We start from the raw sequence: 17,735 nt of genomic DNA, 5'->3' as shown, positions 1-17,735 counted from the left end.
GAATAGCAAGAGGGGAGAAAATAAAGTGAGTCGTGTAGGTGAAAATATAAAGCAGGCTAGAGAAAAGAGTGGTATGACAGTTAAGGCTTTAGCTAAAAAGTTAGGTGTGGCTGAAAAATACTTAAATGAAGTTGAAATGGGAAGAAAAGTTGCGCCTGAATCATTTATAGATAAAGCAGCTAAAGTTTTAAAGGCTGATTTAAATGATATAAGTATGGTAGTTACTGATGAAGCATTACAAGAAGAAAAGAAAACATTAAAGGAGCTGCCAAAGAAAAACATAGAAAGCTCAGAGCTTTGGACAGATGCTTTTTCATCGGTACTTAGAAGTGTTCCAGTATATGATTATTCATTATCAAATAAAAAAGCTTCTAAAGAAATGCCGGTTCATTCAAATAAGATAGAAAACTATCCGCAGGACAAGGTATTCTATCTAGAAGTAGAAGATGATGAAATGAATGGGTTTAGAATGTTAAAAGGAGATATAGCTTTTGCACATAGTGTAAAAGAAGTAAGTAATAATGGCTTTTTCTTACTTGATTATAAAGGAAAAAGAAAGATAAGACAGGTAAAAGTTTTAGGAAATTCAAAGGTACTTTTAGTAAGTAATGCCGGAGGATTACTTACTGAAACAATGGAATTAAAAGAGATAGATGTAATTGCTAAACTAGAAAGAGTTGAAATCAAATTATAACAAGTATGATTATAATAAAATAATATTATAACAGAAAAGTAGAGGATAATTGTATGGTGCAATAATCCTCTACTTTTGTTGCATATTAATGCTTATCTGCATACTATGTTTATGTATATATTAATTTAGAGAGTTTTTATTATGGCAGAGTTACAAAGGGAAGTGCCTTCAAAAGTAGATGCCTCCATAGGATTATTGACTAATGTACCAAAGGCAATATTAGATGAAATTGGATTTAAATATCAAAATCAAGGAAATAATTTAGAACTTACAATCTTATATAGAGATACACCAGAACAAACAAGAGTATTTGTTGAAGGGTTAGGTGGTACATTTACAGATTTAGGTTTTAACTTTGCAATCGTTAATATTCCAAGAGATAAATTAGATCAATTATCATTAAGTAACACTATTCAATATATAGAATTACCCAAGAGTTTATATGAGCAAGATGAGGAAAGTAACAGAGTATCATGTATTCTTGATTTGCCTACTAACTTTGCTGTTTCAGGAGAAGGAATATTAGTTGGCTTCGTGGATTCTGGAATAGATTATACGCATCCAGCATTTATGAATACAGAAGGAACAACCAGAATAGAGTATATTTATGATTTAAGTACTGGAGGAAACATATATAATAAACAAACCATAAATGAAGCAATAAAATCTTCTGATCCATTTTCAATAGTCCCATCAAGAGATGATACAGGACATGGGACTCATGTTGCAGGAATTGCTTGTGGTGGAGGAAGGATCAATCAAATGTATAGAGGTGTAGCACCTAGTGCATCAATAGCAATGGTCAAAGCATCAAGGGGAGCTGCGGCTTTAAGCTCACAAATAATGCAAGGTATTAAGTTCTTAATAGATAGAAGTAAAGAACTTAATTTGCCATTAGTAATAAGTCTTAGCTTAAGCACAAATGATGGAGCACATGATGGAAGTAGCATATTAGAGCAGTACGTTAGAACTATAGAAAATCTTGAAAGAGTATCAATTGTTATTGCAGCAGGGAATGAAGGAGATGCAGGCCACCATGTGGGAGGGGAATTAAGTAAAACCAAAAGAGCAATTTTTAATATATCAAGTGATGAAAAGTCAGTTGTTATGAATTTATATAAGCCGATTTTGCCTAATATAGCAATAAGTATAATAAATCCTACTGGGCAAAGCAGTGGAAATGTAAATATACAAGAAGGATATATTCAAGGAGCTATAGGTCGTGATAGATATGATATATATGTAGCTGGACCAAAACCATTTGAATTGAATAGCGAAATAAAGGTAATTCTTTCTGCTAGATCTGATTTTCTTGCGGAAGGAGTATGGACATTAGAAATAAATGTTTTAAATGAATATTTGGGAATATACTCAATATGGCTTCCAGTGCTTGAAGGTCTTAATCCAAAAACAAGATTTTTAGAGCCTAATCAATATAATACTTTGGGAATACCAGCGACAGTAGACAACATAATAGCTGTTGGAAGTTATAATTATAGAACTAACAACTTATCGTCATTTAGTGGCAGAGGAGCACAAAATCAAGGAAATCTAGTGAGGCCAGATTTAGCTGCACCTGGAGAAGGCATACTTGGTCCAGTGCCAGGTGGAGGGTATGATACTAAGACAGGTACATCAATGGCAGCACCACAGGTAGCAGGAATATGTGCACTTATGATGCAATGGGGGATAGTTAAAGGAAATGATCCATATTTGTTTGGCCAAAGATTAAAATATTACTTATTAAGAGGAGCTAAGCGAAGGCGTACAGATGTGACATATCCAAATCCATTATGGGGATATGGAGAAGTATGTGCATTAAATAGCTTTAACTTACTTCAGTCTGATTTAAGCGGAATTTTAACTAGGAAAAATGTGAATCAAGTGAATATGTTAGTAATAAATACTATGACTGATAAATATAATATTCTGAGAAAAAATATAAAGAGGAAAGTTATGGAGAATACAAGTAGTGGAAATGCTATGCAAAACACTGGTATGTTAAAGATTCAATGTTTCAGGGGAGAAGATTACATTCCAATTGATAATGCTAAAATAACTGTAAGGGGAACATCAGTTGCAGAAAATGCTAAAGCTATTGAGTTAGTTACAGATTCAGTTGGACTAACTCAGGTAATAGATTTAGCAGCACCACCGTTAGAATACTCCCTAAATGAAAATAGTAATCAGATACCTTATAGTTTATATGATATAACTATTGAAAGAAGCGGTTTTAGACCAATAGCGATAAAGGGATGTCAAGTCTTTCCTACACAGGTTGCATATCAGATTTGTAATTTAGAGGCAAGTTCAGGACGTGGAGACATGAGACAGGAAATAATAGATATACAGCCAAATACATTAAATGGTAATTATCCGCCTAAGATACCTGAAGAAGTTGATAAGCCAGTACCGCCACCAACTTCAGGGGTTGTATTATCACAAGTAGTAGTTCCAGAATATATTATTGTTCATCAAGGAGGGCCCAATGATCCATCAGCACCAAATTATAAAGTACCATTTAAGGATTATATTAAAAATGTTGCGTCTTGTGAAATATATTCGACTTGGAATAACTCAGCACTTAGAGCAAATATCTTCTGTATTATATCATTTACATTAAATAGAATTTTTACTGAATGGTATAGAGGTAAAGGTAAGAATTTTGATATTACCAGTTCCACAGCTTATGATCATGCATTTAATTATGGCAGAAATATTTATGATAGTATAAGTCAGATTGTAGACGAAATTTTTTCTACTTATGTAAGAAGAACTGGAAAAAAACAGCCACTTTTTACACAATACTGTGATGGAAAGAGTGTTACGTGTCCTCAATGGTTAAGTCAATGGGGAAGTCAAGGGTTAGCACAGCAAGGAATGGTTCCATTTGATATATTGAAACATTACTATGGGGACGATATTGAATTAGTTACAGCTGAAAAAGTATCAGGAAGTCCGCAGTCATATCCAGGGCAAGAGTTAACGATTGGATCATCTGGTCCTGATGTAAGGACAATTCAAGGTCAATTAAATAGAATAGCAAGAAATTATCCTTTGATTCCAAAGCAGGCTGAAGATGGTCAATATACTCAAAAAACAGCAGATGCAGTAAAAACATTTCAACAAATATTTACATTACCACAAACAGGAGTGGTCGATTATGCAACATGGTATAAGATATCAGATGTTTATGTTGGGGTAACAAGACTAGCAGAACTAAATACTACAGAATCAAGCAGGGGATGGTCTTTAAATGAGTTTATGCCACCAATAATACCTGAATTAGACAATAAGAGAGGAATACCTAAATTTTATTATTAGAGAGATAAAAAATAGTAGACCAATTATGGACTGCTATTTTTTTACTCCTTCAAGATTAAAATCAGGAATATAAGAGATATTATTTGTTCCATCATCTTGAATAAATCCATTTTTGACACCAAGGTCTAAGGCGTAATTAATTAAACTATCATAAAGCTTGGGATTAAGAGGCTTATTTATTTCAGGATAATTACAAGCTTTAAACATAGGCACATATTGGTTCATTAAACTTATATAAACATCATCACCATATCTATTATAAATACAGTCAACTACTTTCTTGGAATCAAAAAGAAGTCCTGGAAGCATTAGATGCCGTATAATAACCCCTTTCATTATAAGCCCAGCTTCATTAAATGCTGGCTTTCCAACTTGTCGTAACATCTCATCTATTATCTTTAGTACGTTAGAAGAATAATTCTTAGCATTAGAATATTTAAGAGCATATTTATCGTTAAAGTATTTAAAGTCCGGAAGGTAAACATCAATGTATCCATCCAGTAACTTTATAGTTTCAATAGAGTCATAGGTATTAGTATTATATAGAATAGGTATAGTTAATTTATTCTTTTTAGCGATTTTTAGAGCTTCTATAATTTGAGGAACGTAGTGTGTTGGAGTAACTAAATTTATGTTATTTGCGCCTTCTTCTTGAAGCTCTAAAAATATTTCTGAAAGTCTCTCAATAGATACTTCCATACCTATGACAGAAGACTCATTTTTAAAGTTTTGATTTTTTAAACTGTCAGAAGTACAAAGAGAAAATTCTTCTTTTTCAGTTCCTTGACTTATATTGTAATTTTGGCAGAATACGCAGTTTAGATTGCAATGAGAAAAAAATACAGTACCTGAACCTTTTTCCTGGGAAATAGGAGGCTCTTCCCAAAGGTGTAAAGAAGCTCGGGCAAGTTTTACTTTATTTGAAGCTTTACAAAATCCAATTTGACCAGCATTTCTGTTAATTTTACAGTTTCGATAACAAAGAGTACACTCATCTAATAAATTTAAATAGTTCATTTATATCAAATCCTTTATGGTAATTATTAAATAATATTATAAAAAGTATACCATATTTATTTCACTGAGTGAGATTTATTGGATCTGAAAAAGTCTTTTTTATGTTTAAAAAAGAATATTATGCACTGGCATATGAAAACTAGGCTTAATAATCCAAACATAGGATATAACTTAGTTATAAGATTTCCAAAGCCTAGTTGAGATATTAAAAGTGCAAAAATTATAACTACAAATATAGCTTTTTTAAATTCAATATTAAATGTTTTGTTCAAAGTTTTACTTATTGAATATATATCTGAGACTTCAGTAGAAAACATCTCTAGCCAAATAATCACAAGTAGCAAAGCTTGAATCAGATTGCCAAATCTATTTGCTACAAAAAGCAAAGGTATTTCATAATTATATATATAAGGTTGATTAACAGTTAATAATAAATTAATCATTAGGCAAAGTATTGTAAGGCCAATAGCCCCGACTATTACTCCAATAATCATAATCTTACTTTTCTTCATTTGTGTACTAAGAGGAACTAAAACTCCAGATGCTGAAAGTGTATTATAGCCTGCATATAATATTGTGGAAAAGAGAATTCCTGATCTTTTAGGTTGAAAACTCGTGATATTAGTAAATGAAACTGCATCCTTACAAAATGAAAAATATAGAATTGTGATAAGCGTAATGGTAAAAATTAATCCAGGAACAATAAAAGAGTTAACTTCGATTAAGCCTTCAGTATCTCTAAGTAAAAAAAATACAGCAATTAAAATCATAAGTAATGACCCAATTATCTTTGGTATTCCAAAGAATTGATGAATTAGAGCTCCACTGCCAGCAAGTATTATAGAAGCACTAGAAATAAGAAATAAAGTAGTTATAAGTCCTGTGAATTTTCCAAATATATTAGGACTTATTATATTCATAACATCACTATATGAATTAAGATTATAATTAACGCTTATTCTTGAGATTATAGAATTTATTAAAATGTAAAAAATGCCACAGCCTATGATACCTAAAAAGCTTGCAATTCCATATTGAGTAAAGAATTCTGTGATTTCTTTTCCAGAAGCAAGTCCAGCTCCGACGATTGTACCAATAAATACTGTAGCAACTTGAAAAATTTTGATTAATTCGTTTTTCAATATTTATCCCCCTAAAGAATATTACTTGTATAATATATAAGGTTTACTTTTAATTTATTCTATAAATTATATTATTGGTTAACAATTTATGATTAAAAGTTAACATGTATAGCTAATGGAAAGGAAATGAATAACTATTACTAAAAGTCTGAAAAGTATCTAATGTACATTTTGTAATTAAAAATGTACAATTAGTTTGGAAATATATTTTATTATGTTTAAGATATATGTAATTACAACGATTCGTGATTAAAAATCATTATTATAGGTTCGGAGGTCTTATGGATAATTTTTGGAATGGTAAAAGATATCACAGTTTAAATTATTTTTTAAGAAATAAATTTGGAGAAAAAGTATTCAAAATCTCTTTGGATGGAGGTTTTTCATGTCCTAATAGAGATGGAAAGATAAGTAGTGGAGGATGCCTTTTCTGCAGTGAAAGAGGTTCAGGAGATTATGCTGGAAATAGAGAATTATCTATTACAAAGCAATTTAATGATATAAAAGAAATGATGGCACAGAAGTGGAAGAATGGGAAATACATAGCTTATTTTCAGGCATATACAAATACTTATGCACCTGTTCAAGAATTAAGAAGAAAATATGACGAAGCATTGAAGCAAGAGGGAGTTGTAGCCATTGCAATAGCTACAAGACCAGATTGTTTAGATAATGATGTACTGGATTTATTAGAGGAGATAAACAATAAAGTTTACCTTTGGATAGAACTTGGGCTTCAGACTTGCAATGATAAAACGGCTAAGATAATAAATAGAGGATATGAATTACAGGTTTTTGAAAATGCTATGAAGAAATTAAAAGAAAGAAATATTGATGTAGTGGTTCACGATATTCTAGGATTGCCAGGCGAAACTAAGGAAGATATGCTAAAGACAATAGATTATATTTCTCATTCTGGGGCCAAAGGAATAAAGTTACATTTGCTACATCTGATGAAGTATACTCCAATGGTAAAATTATATGAAACGGGCAAGCTAGAATTTTTATCTCAAGAGGATTATGTTGAATTGATTATAAAGGGTATAACTCTTCTTCCTAAGGATATGGTGGTTCATAGGCTTACAGGAGATGCACCTAGAAGTCTCTTAATTGGTCCCATGTGGAGCCTAAAAAAATGGGAAGTTTTGAATTCAATAGATAAAGCGTTAGAAGAAAATGAATTATGGCAAGGAAAGAATTATAGGGAGATATAAAGATTATGAAAATAGATATTATAATATCAGCTGATGATATAAAAGAAAGTAAAATAAAAGACAAAATAGTTGTTGTAATTGATATGTTTAGAGCAACATCTGTAATAATTACAGCTTTAAACAATGGCTGTAAAGAAGTCATTCCTTATTTAACAATTGAGGAGACGTTAGAAGAAGCTAGAAAGCTTGAGAGAGAAGATTATATTTTAGGGGGAGAACGAAGAGCTGTTAAAATAGATGGATTTGATTTATCAAACTCTCCACTTGAATATACAAAAAATAATGTTGAAAATAAAACGGTATTTCTAACTACAACAAATGGAACAAAAACTCTTACAAAGTCCAAATCTGCCAAAAGGATACTTATAGGTGCTATGATAAATGCAAAAGCAGTAGCTAATAATCTAATGAAGATAAATGAAGATGTAGTAATTATAAATGCAGGAACAAATGGCAATTTTTCAATGGACGATTATATTTGCAGTGGATATATAATTAATGAAATATTAAAAGATGATAAAAGTATTGAACTTACAGATATAGCTCGAACAGCTAATATTATATATGAAGAGAATGTGGATATAATGAGTTATGTAAAACAAGCAACACATTATTCGGTTATGAAGTCTTTAGAATTAGATAATGATATTGAGTATTGTGTTAAAAAAAGCATTGTAAATATAGTTCCAGAATATAAAAATGATAGGATTAAATAATTATAGATGTAATTATAAAAAATCGATAACTGAATAGTATGTGTAATATATTTGGAAATATGATATTACGCCTATAAAATTAAAGCCTTAGGTAATTAATGTACCTAAGGCTTTAAAATAATTAGCTTTCATATTGTTTTAATAATTCGTATATTCGTGGAGAACAATTTTTTCCTTTACACGAACCACTTCCAGCACCTGTAGCTTCTTGAACTTCTTTCACAGTAGAAGCACCATTTCTAATGGCTTCTTTTATTTTAGCACGAGTAATAAGCTTGCAGGTACAAGTTTTAGTTAATTTATCTAAAATAGCTTCATTCACGTTATTATCCATATATAATCTCCTTAAAATAATTTAATTTTAAATAATTAAATCACTTTATTAAATAATGGTCAATAGGTATTTTTAAGCGTTATAGAGTCTAGAAATGAACCATCATTAATATTTAGTTCCAAATAATCGTCCTAGAAAACTTTGCTTTGATTTTTGGGAAGCTATTTCTTCCTGAACATAATAGGCACGTTCAATTATATTTTTAAATCTTTTAATCTCATCTGCTAAATTTTTTCCATTAGTAACAAATGATTCATTTAAGTTATTTAACTGAGAATTAACATTATTTTCAAATAAAATTCTATTATCTATTAATGTATTGACTCTTTCAGATAGTTCACTATAAGAATCCATAGATACATTTGTATTAAATTTAAGGTCTATGTAATCTTTAATCTCATTTATTATGCTATTTTTAAAGATATCCAGTTGCTTATTCTGTTCTTTTATAATTGATTCGATAATTTGTTGTATAATTAGCGCATTACTTTCATCAATTTTATTAGATAAATAGTCTTTAATATTATTGATTTTCTCACTTTCTAATTCTATAACTGAAGAGATAATTTCTTTAGCTGATAGTGAGTTATCTTCTTTTACTTCTAATAAATCTTGAATATCCAAAGGCAATTCTTCACAATACTTTTGAACTTCTTTGATAGACATACCCTTATTTTTTAAGTTTATCAGGAATTCAAGCTTGTCAACATCTTTATTTGTATATCTAAATTCCTTATTAGATATTTCTATTTTTAAGATGTTATCAAAAACATTAGTATAATATCGTATGCTACTATCCTCTTCCCCTAATAAATCAGCTACCTGACTTAGAGAATAGTATAAAATATCTCCTCTTCTTTTGTTTTGCATAATATTTTCATCTTGAATATCTAAAGTGTTAGTTTCAGAATTCATAATTATCGTAAATCCCCTTTCTATACGATTGAAATTAGCTTTGATAAAAAATAAATTACGTTAAAAGTAGAAAGTATTATATTAAAATTAACTTAATTATAATACAATTTATAATAAAAAGGATTAAATTTTTATATTTTTCTTTTAATATTGTCACAATTGGTATAAAATTATAATGTTAGGAAGAATTTTCCCGAACAATACTATTATATAATAAGGTCCAATATTAAAGAATAAAAATTTTAAATTATTTTATAAATTATACATAATAATGAATAGGGGGATTAATTATGGAAAAGAGCAAAATGTTATTAGTTGCCCTTGGGCAAGGTGCTGGAAATATAGTAGACGGATTATTAAGTAAAAATAAAAGCTATAATGGATTATTTTTTAATAGCAGCTTATCAGATATAAAACCATTAAAAAATGCCAATATAGATAAAAACGTATACCTATATCCAGGAACTGATGGTTCAGGAAGGGATAGAAGTAAGTCAAAAGAGATGATAAAGGACAATGCAAATGCAGTAGGAACTTTATTAAGAAAATTTCCTCAAACAGAAGTTATGGTTGTTTTTACGAGTATGGCAGGAGGAACAGGGTCTGGTGCAGTTAAAACTTTTATACAAGTAGCATCAGCAGCTATTCCATCTACAAAAATAAATGTAGTAGCAATTTTACCAAGCTTACAAGAAGATCAATTATCATTCACAAACGCAATTGAGTGCTGGAATGATATTAATAGTGTAATCAATTTAATCAGTGATATTAAATTTGTTGATAATAATAAAAGAAATACATATAAAGAAGTTAACAATGAAGTAGTAGAAAGCTTAGATTTAGCATATAATTTGATGGGAATTCATATTGATGGTAACATTGATAAGAAAGATTCATTCAGGATAAACACAGCTAATGGTGCTGGACTTGTTTTAAAATTATATGATGGATTAAAAGATGCGAAAACAGCTATAGACTTAGCTATAAAGAATAGTGTATTTGCACAACCAGACATGTATGATTGTGATTACTTAGGGATAAATGTAAAGGTAGATGGATACGATCCAAATGAGATTTCTAAGTGTTTCGAAGTTTATAAAAGTACATATATGACATATAATAATGCATTTAATACAGTTGTTCTTGGAGGTTGCGAAATACCTACTGAATCAATTAAATTAATAAAAATGGCATTAGATGACAAGAATAAAAGAAAACAATCAAGAGATAGAAGAAAAAGTATTATTATAGATTTTGATGACAATATGGAACAAAGAGATGAAAGCACAGGATCACATTCATATGATTCTGATGAATTAGAATTTTCTTTTGAATAAAATATAACTAATATTATTAAGAATCAATCAGGGAGATGTTACAGAAATTAAGCACAAGTAACCTCTCTTTTTTGCTGTTAAAAGAAGCAGCACATATATTTAAAATAGTTATCTTAACAGACATATTAAAACAAAATGAAGCTAGGAATTCACTAGGAATTGACATTTATAAGTCGGTAATATATAATAAATGAGATAAAAGACTATGATTAGGAAAAGTATCTTAAGATATTATTTTTAGAGAGTAGCTGTTTGGTGTAAAGCTATAATAAATCTTAGAGAAAATCACCTAGGAGTTGGAGACTGAAAGGCGAGATTAGCCAAATAAGTTATCACGTAACAGCCTGCGTTAAAGGATTGAGTATGTATGTACTTGAAATAAAGCATTTAATTTATTGTTAAGTGTTAACCTTAGGTGGTTCGCGAATTCAACTTCGTCCTGTAGGATGGAGTTTTTTTATTTTTAAAATAAGTAATGGAATTTTTGAAGTCTATAAAGGACTAATAAAATATAAAATTGGAAAGTATAAAGTTAATGTTTAGTAATTGATAGAATTTTGGATACTAAGTAATTTTATTCTTAATTGTGCACTGTTAATTGTTAACTATTAACTGAATAAAGGAAAGGGGAATTTTTAATGTACAATAAGGTAGATGCATCAAAAGGTACCGTCAATATGGAAAAAGATATAGCAAAGCTTTGGACGGAAAATGACATTATACAAAAAAGTTTTGATTCAAATCAAGATGGAGAATATTTTACTTTTTATGATGGTCCTCCAACAGCAAATGGAAGACCTCACGTGGGTCATATTTTAACAAGAGTTATGAAGGATATTATCCCAAGATACAAAGTTATGAAGGGATATAAGGTTCTAAGAAAAGCAGGATGGGATACTCATGGGCTTCCTGTAGAATTAGAGATAGAAAAGAAGCTTGGAATTTCAGGAAAAGGACAAATTGAGGACTTTGGCGTAGAAAAGTTTGTTAAAGAATGTAAGGATAGTGTATTCTCATATGTTAGCCTATGGAAGGAAATGTCTGAGCAATTAGCTTTCTGGGTTGATATGGATGATCCATATGTAACGTATCATGATAATTACATTGAATCAGAGTGGTGGGCTTTAAAACAAATGTGGAATAAGGGTCTTTTATATAAGGGCCATAAGGTAATGCCTTACTGTCCAAGGTGTGGAACAGCTCTTTCATCTCATGAAGTTGCTCAAGGATATAAAGATGTTAAGGATTTAACTGCAACTGTTAAATTTAAAGTTAAAGGAGAAGCTAACAAGTACATATTAGCTTGGACAACAACTCCTTGGACATTACCATCTAACTTAGCATTATGTGTTAATAAGTCATATACATATTGTGAAGTAAAAGCTCACGATGAAATATATATTTTAGCTAAAGATTTGGTAGAAAAAGTTTTAGGCGAAAGAGAACATGAAATAGTTAAAGAATTTAAAGGTGAAGAATTACTGGGAGTAGAATATGAACAATTAATGCCTTTTGCAAAAGTTGAAGGTAAAGCATTTGTAGTAATTCATGGAGATTATGTAACACTATCAGATGGTACTGGTATAGTTCATATTGCACCAGCTTATGGTGAAGATGATAGCTTTGTTGCAAAGAAAAATGGAATTGCTTTTGTAAACTTAGTAGATGCAAGTGGTAACTTTGTTCCAGAAGTTACACCATGGGCAGGTAAGTTTGTTAAGAAATGTGATGAAAGTATAGTTAAATACTTGGAAGAAAATAATAAATTATTTAGTGCGCAAAAGCATCTACATTCATATCCACATTGCTGGAGATGTGATACACCACTTTTATACTATCCAAAGGATAGCTGGTTTGTTGCAATGACTAAAATGAGAGACAAACTAGTTGAAAATAATAATAAAATTAATTGGTATCCTGATAATATTAGAACAGGAAGATTTGGTAAGTTCATTGAAAATGTTATTGACTGGGGTATTTCAAGAGATAGATACTGGGGTACACCACTTCCAATATGGCAATGTGAATGTGGCCATCAAGAATGTATTGGAAGCAGAGAAGAATTAGAATCAATGGCTACTACAGATTGTAAGGGGATAGAATTACACAAACCTTATGTAGATGGAATAAAGTTAAAATGTCCACACTGTGGTAAAGAAATGAAGAGAACTCATGAAGTAATTGACTGCTGGTTTGATTCAGGATCAATGCCTTTTGCACAATGGCACTATCCATTTGAAAATAAGGAAACTTTTGAAAAGAATTTCCCAGCACAATTTATTTCAGAAGCAGTTGACCAAACAAGAGGATGGTTCTATACATTACTTGCCATTTCAACATGTTTATTTGATACAAATTCCTTTGAAAATTGTATCGTATTAGGGCATGTTTTAGATAAAAAAGGACTTAAGATGTCTAAACATAAAGGAAATGTTGTAGATCCATTTGAGGTATTAAACAGTCAAGGGGCAGATGCTACAAGATGGCATTTCTATACTGCAAGTGCACCATGGCTTCCAACAAGATTTTCAATAGATGATGTTGGAGAGGCTCAAAGAAAATTCTTAGGAACATTATGGAATGTATACTCATTCTATGTTTTATATGCTGAAATAGATAAGTTTGATCCAACTAAGTATGCTGATTTTGTTTCAGATAACGTAATGGATAAATGGATTATATCTAAATTAAATACTTTAATTGAAACTGTTGATGAAGGTTTAAATACTTATAAGATTACTCAATCAGCGTTAGCTATTGAAGATTTTACTGATGAATTATCAAATTGGTATGTAAGAAGAAATAGAGCAAGATACTGGTCACAAGAATTAACAAATGATAAGATAGGTGCTTATGTAACACTTCACAAAGTATTAACAACTTTGGTTAAAGTAGCAGCACCATTTGTACCATTCATGACTGAAGAAATTTATCAAAATTTAGTTGTAAATTTAGATGAGAATGCACCGGAAAGTGTTCATTTATGTGTTTGGCCAGAAGTTGATAAAGCAGCTATAAACAAGGAACTAGAAAATGAAATGGATCTAGCATATACACTTGTTAAGCTTGGAAGAAGTGCTAGAAACTCAGCTAATGTTAAAAACAGACAGCCACTTTCTGAAATGCTTATTTCAACAAAGTCTCTTCCAGAATATTATGGAGATATTGTAAAGGAAGAATTAAATATTAAAAAAGTTGAATTAGGAGCAGATTTATCTAAGTATGTTAACTTTGAAATAAAACCTAATCTTCCTGTTATAGGTAAGATGTATGGTAAGCTAATTCCACAAATTAAAAAGGCTATTTCAGAAAAGAATCAAATGGAATTAGCTCAAAAAATTCAAAATGGTGGAAGTGAAGCTATTGACGTTAATGGAACAGAAATAGTTCTTACAAATGAGAATCTTTTAGTTACAATGCAAGGTCTAGAGGGATATGCATTTGCAGGAGAGGGTGAACTAGGAGTTGTTTTAGATACAATAATTACACCTGAGCTTCAAGAAGAAGGTCATGTAAGAGAGATAATTTCAAAGATTCAAAACATGAGAAAAGATAAAGGCTTTGAAGTTGCAGATAGAATAAATCTCTATGTATCGGACAATGATATGTTAATAGACGTCATTAAGAAGTTTGAAGAAACAATTAAAAAAGAGACTTTAACTTCTGATGTTATTTATAACAAGCAAGCTGATTATTCAGAAACAGTTATAAATGGAGAAACACTAAACATGAATGTTGAAGTAACAAAATAATAATAGTAATAATAATAGGCTGAGAATTAAAATAATTTCTTGAGATTCTCAGTCTATTTATTTGTAATAATAATCTTTAGTTTTATTATTCAGATATAATAACTTACATTACAATATAAAATTATGAAATTAAGTTTAAAAGTTATGATTTTTGACAAAACTTACAATAATACAATAATTTATTGTAAGTTCTGTTGATTTATAATGTAATATATTAGTATAATAAAATTATCTAGAAAAATTCAAAGGAGGAATAATAATGGCTACTTCTATTAAGGATGTTGCAAAAGAAGCTGGAGTATCAATTGCAACAGTTTCTAGAGTTTTAAATGATATCGATGTAGTAAATGAGGATACTAAGAAAAAGGTTTTGGATGCAATAAAGAAACTTGGATATAGACCCAATATAGTTGCAAGAAGTTTAAAAACTCAAAGAACAAAAACAATCGGAATTTTACTCCCAGACATATCAAATCAATTTTACCCAGAAATCGTAAGAGGTGCTGAAGATGTATCGAATATATACGATTACAACATAATACTATGTAATTCAGATCTGGATATAGAAAAAGAAAAAGAATACTTAAGAGTACTTAAAGAGAAAATGGTCGATGGTGTAATTTACATGAGTAGTTCTCTTAATGAGGAAATCTTGGAATTAATCAATGAATTAGACCTAAAAACTGTGCTAGTTGAAACAAAGGATAAAGAAGGATTATTACCAAGTGTAACTATCGATAACGTTAAAGCTAGTTATGACAGCACAAAATTATTAATTGAAAAAGGTATAAAAGAAATAGCTTTCATAGGAACTGAAAAGGAAAGTAAAAACGCTTGGGGCGATAGGTATGTTGGTTATGAAAATGCTATGAAGGAAGCAGGAATAAAGATAGATCCAGAATTGGTTTATCTTAGTTCAATGAAAGTAAAAAGTGGATATGAAGGAATACAAAAGTTTATAAAGCAAAGTAAGAAATTTAAAGGTGTCGTATGTGCATCTGATGATATTGCAATGGGTGCAATAAATGCTTTAAGAGATAACAAATTAAAAATTCCTAAAGATGTGAGCGTTGTGGGATTTAATGATAATTTTGCAGCATCTATTTTCTATCCAAAGATTACAACAATTTCTCAACCAACTTATGATATGGGATCTGTTGCTATGAGGATGCTTATAAAGTTGTTAAACAAAAAGGAACTAGAAGAGCCTCATTATGTTCTAGAACATCAATTGGTTGAAAGAGAAAGTACAATATAATAAAAAGAAAACGTGTGTTAAAAAAAAGGTGGAGCATATAAAGCGCCGCCTTTTTTGTTTTCAAAATTAGTTGTAATAACACCCAAATAATACTAAAATTGTTATTGTTGCAGTCAGTAAAAGTTTATATTAATTTACTTATAACGTTTAATTAATATAAATTATTTATAATGCTTTAATTACTGAGAAAATTTTTATATAAGGGGGATATTTATGAATAGTCAGAAACGGTTGGGAGAAATGAAAATAGGAAAGTTAATACTTGAATTTTCGATTCCAGCAATAATAGGTATGCTGGTTAATACTTTATACAATATAATAGATAGAATATTTATTGGACATATAGAAGGAATAGGAAATATAGCTATGGCAGGGGTAGGAATAACAATGCCTCTCATGACTATAATTTTAGCGTTTGGAATGTTAATTGGCATTGGGACAGCAACGAAGATATCAATAAAGCTCGGAGAGCATGATAAAGAAGGTGCAGAAAAGTTATTGGGGAATGCATTTACTTTAATAATAATAATAAGTATTTTCTTAACTATATTTGGACTTGCATTTTCAAATCCACTCTTAAAAATATTTGGTGCTAGTGAAAATATTATAGGTTATGGAGAAGAATTTATCCAAGTAATTTTTAGTGGATGTATTTTTAACATGATTAGTTTTGGTCTTAACCATTCAATCAGAAGTGATGGAAGTCCTAGAATTGCTATGGCATCTATGCTTATGAGTGCAATTATTAATATTATTTTAGATCCTATATTTATATTTGGTTTTAACCTTGGAGTTAGAGGAGGAGCACTCGGAACTGTAGTTGCACAAACAGTAAGCAGTACTTGGATATTATATTATTTTACTAAAGGAGCCGGCGTGTTAAAAATTAGAAAAGAAAATTTAAAGCTTAGTAAAAAAGCTGTGTTGAGTATAATTGCTATAGGAATAAGTCCATTTAGCATGCAGCTTGCACAAAGTGCAGTACAAATAGTTTGTAATAACTCTTTGCAGAAATATGGTGGAGATATAGCAGTTAGCGCAATGACAATAATAGGAAGCGTGGCTATGGTATTTTTAATGCCTATTTTTGGATTAAATCAAGGATTGCAGACTATAATTGGTTATAATTTTGGAGCGAAGAAATATGATAGAGTTAAGCAGGCTGTAAAGTATGGAATTATAACAGCTACTGTAATAGTAGCTGTGGGATTTATAATTATTGAAGGAGCTTCAGAAATTTTAGTCAAGGCTTTTAATGGAGACAGTTCACTTATACAAGTCACATCACATGGGATGAGAATATTTCTAATTATGCTTCCATTTATAGGTGGGCAGATCGTAATAACTAATTATTTCCAATCTGTTGGAAGAGTTAAAATATCAATGATTTTAAGTTTGTTAAGGCAAGTGATAATATTAATTCCATGTCTTTTAATAATTCCAATATTTTTTGGATTAAATGGAGTGTGGATTGCCGGAGCAACATCTGATTTTTTGTCAGTTACAATTACATTTATTGTATTTATTAAAAAATCAAAGGAATTATCAGAGGATAAAAAAGTAAAAGAAGCCGTACTTGAAAACTAGAATATCAATAATATAAAAAGCGTAGTTAATATCAGTTAAATATTAACTACGCTTTTTTTATGTATTTAAAGAATTCCCTCATTCTTTAAGATATCTTCTAATTTTTGAACCCTAGATGATAAGGTCATAAATTTTTCTTTTAGTTGTTCTTTTGAAGATGGTTCATCATCGTTTATAAATCTTTCCATATCTTCTACAGTTTTTAATGCTTCTTCTATATCTTGTTGAGCCACTTTTAAATTTGAGTCGTTCATAAAAATCTCCTTTTAATTTAATTATGTAATTACATCCTATCACTACTAAAAAATAAGTGCAAGGAATATAAATATAAGGAGTAATTATATTAGGCACATTCAAAAAATAACAAGTCCATTTGCCAGCCTATTTTCTATCATAGCAGAAGCTCGACTCGCATACGCTCGCTGAGTAAGCGATTCACACAAAA

The 17,735-nt window shown here is 30.1% G+C and carries 13 protein-coding genes and 1 other annotated feature; of the genes, 8 read left to right on the top strand and 5 right to left on the bottom strand.

The annotated features are described in order from the left end of the window. Positions 1–25 precede the first annotated feature (25 nt). Together CLOBL_RS18170 and CLOBL_RS18165 are read left to right on the top strand one after the other, a co-directional pair. A complete protein-coding gene (locus tag CLOBL_RS18170) occupies positions 26–694 on the top strand; it encodes a helix-turn-helix transcriptional regulator (RefSeq protein WP_077860336.1) in 669 nt (222 codons plus the stop codon). Between the two features lie 141 nt (positions 695–835). Next, positions 836–4,018: a S8 family serine peptidase gene (locus CLOBL_RS18165; RefSeq protein WP_077860319.1), complete on the top strand. Its 3,183-nt coding sequence runs from the start codon at positions 836–838 to the stop codon at positions 4,016–4,018. 33 nt (positions 4,019–4,051) lie between these two features. On the opposite strand, the gene CLOBL_RS18160 is transcribed toward CLOBL_RS18165, so the two are convergent. Next, positions 4,052–5,035 carry a radical SAM protein gene (locus tag CLOBL_RS18160; protein ID WP_077860317.1) on the bottom strand — a complete coding sequence of 328 codons (984 nt, stop codon included), beginning with the start codon at positions 5,033–5,035 and terminating at the stop codon, positions 4,052–4,054. 56 nt (positions 5,036–5,091) lie between these two features. Further along, positions 5,092–6,177 (bottom strand): transporter, encoded by a 1,086-nt coding sequence (locus tag CLOBL_RS18155; RefSeq protein WP_077860316.1) that lies wholly within the window; start codon positions 6,175–6,177, stop codon positions 5,092–5,094. Between the two features lie 281 nt (positions 6,178–6,458). On the opposite strand from CLOBL_RS18155, the gene CLOBL_RS18150 reads away from it, so the two are divergent. Continuing rightward, positions 6,459–7,391 carry a TIGR01212 family radical SAM protein gene (locus tag CLOBL_RS18150; RefSeq protein WP_077860315.1) on the top strand — a complete coding sequence of 311 codons (933 nt, stop codon included), beginning with the start codon at positions 6,459–6,461 and terminating at the stop codon, positions 7,389–7,391. A gap of 5 nt (positions 7,392–7,396) precedes the next feature. Beyond that, a complete protein-coding gene (locus tag CLOBL_RS18145) occupies positions 7,397–8,107 on the top strand; it encodes a 2-phosphosulfolactate phosphatase family protein (protein ID WP_077860314.1) in 711 nt (236 codons plus the stop codon). Between the two features lie 121 nt (positions 8,108–8,228). Here CLOBL_RS18145 and CLOBL_RS18140 read toward each other — a convergent pair whose 3' ends face one another. Beyond that, positions 8,229–8,441, bottom strand: coding sequence for a (2Fe-2S)-binding protein (locus CLOBL_RS18140; RefSeq protein ID WP_077860313.1), 213 nt, complete (start codon positions 8,439–8,441; stop codon positions 8,229–8,231). A gap of 105 nt (positions 8,442–8,546) precedes the next feature. After that, complete coding sequence (locus tag CLOBL_RS18135) at positions 8,547–9,356, bottom strand: helix-turn-helix domain-containing protein (RefSeq protein WP_077860312.1); 810 nt, start codon at positions 9,354–9,356, stop codon at positions 8,547–8,549. A gap of 290 nt (positions 9,357–9,646) precedes the next feature. On the opposite strand from CLOBL_RS18135, the gene CLOBL_RS18130 reads away from it, so the two are divergent. From CLOBL_RS18130 to CLOBL_RS18115, 4 genes are all read left to right on the top strand, one after another. Beyond that, positions 9,647–10,693: a cell division protein FtsZ gene (locus CLOBL_RS18130; protein WP_009167705.1), complete on the top strand. Its 1,047-nt coding sequence runs from the start codon at positions 9,647–9,649 to the stop codon at positions 10,691–10,693. A gap of 196 nt (positions 10,694–10,889) precedes the next feature. Continuing rightward, positions 10,890–11,138, top strand: a binding site (T-box leader). 193 nt (positions 11,139–11,331) lie between these two features. After that, positions 11,332–14,445, top strand: a complete 3,114-nt coding sequence (gene ileS, locus CLOBL_RS18125; RefSeq protein ID WP_077860311.1) for an isoleucine--tRNA ligase — start codon at positions 11,332–11,334, stop codon at positions 14,443–14,445. Between the two features lie 259 nt (positions 14,446–14,704). Then, positions 14,705–15,703, top strand: coding sequence for a LacI family DNA-binding transcriptional regulator (locus tag CLOBL_RS18120; RefSeq protein ID WP_077860310.1), 999 nt, complete (start codon positions 14,705–14,707; stop codon positions 15,701–15,703). Positions 15,704–15,916: 213 nt separating this feature from the next. After that, on the top strand, positions 15,917–17,290 hold the full coding sequence (locus tag CLOBL_RS18115) for an MATE family efflux transporter (protein WP_077860309.1): 1,374 nt from the start codon (positions 15,917–15,919) through the stop codon (positions 17,288–17,290). Between the two features lie 65 nt (positions 17,291–17,355). Here CLOBL_RS18115 and CLOBL_RS18110 read toward each other — a convergent pair whose 3' ends face one another. Continuing rightward, positions 17,356–17,544 carry a hypothetical protein gene (locus CLOBL_RS18110; RefSeq protein ID WP_077860308.1) on the bottom strand — a complete coding sequence of 63 codons (189 nt, stop codon included), beginning with the start codon at positions 17,542–17,544 and terminating at the stop codon, positions 17,356–17,358. Positions 17,545–17,735: the final 191 nt, after the last annotated feature.

This window comes from Clostridium sp. BL-8 (assembly GCF_002006495.1).
Classification (GTDB): Bacteria; Bacillota; Clostridia; order Clostridiales; family Clostridiaceae; genus Clostridium.
This window is presented reverse-complemented; position numbering and strand designations above follow the sequence as displayed.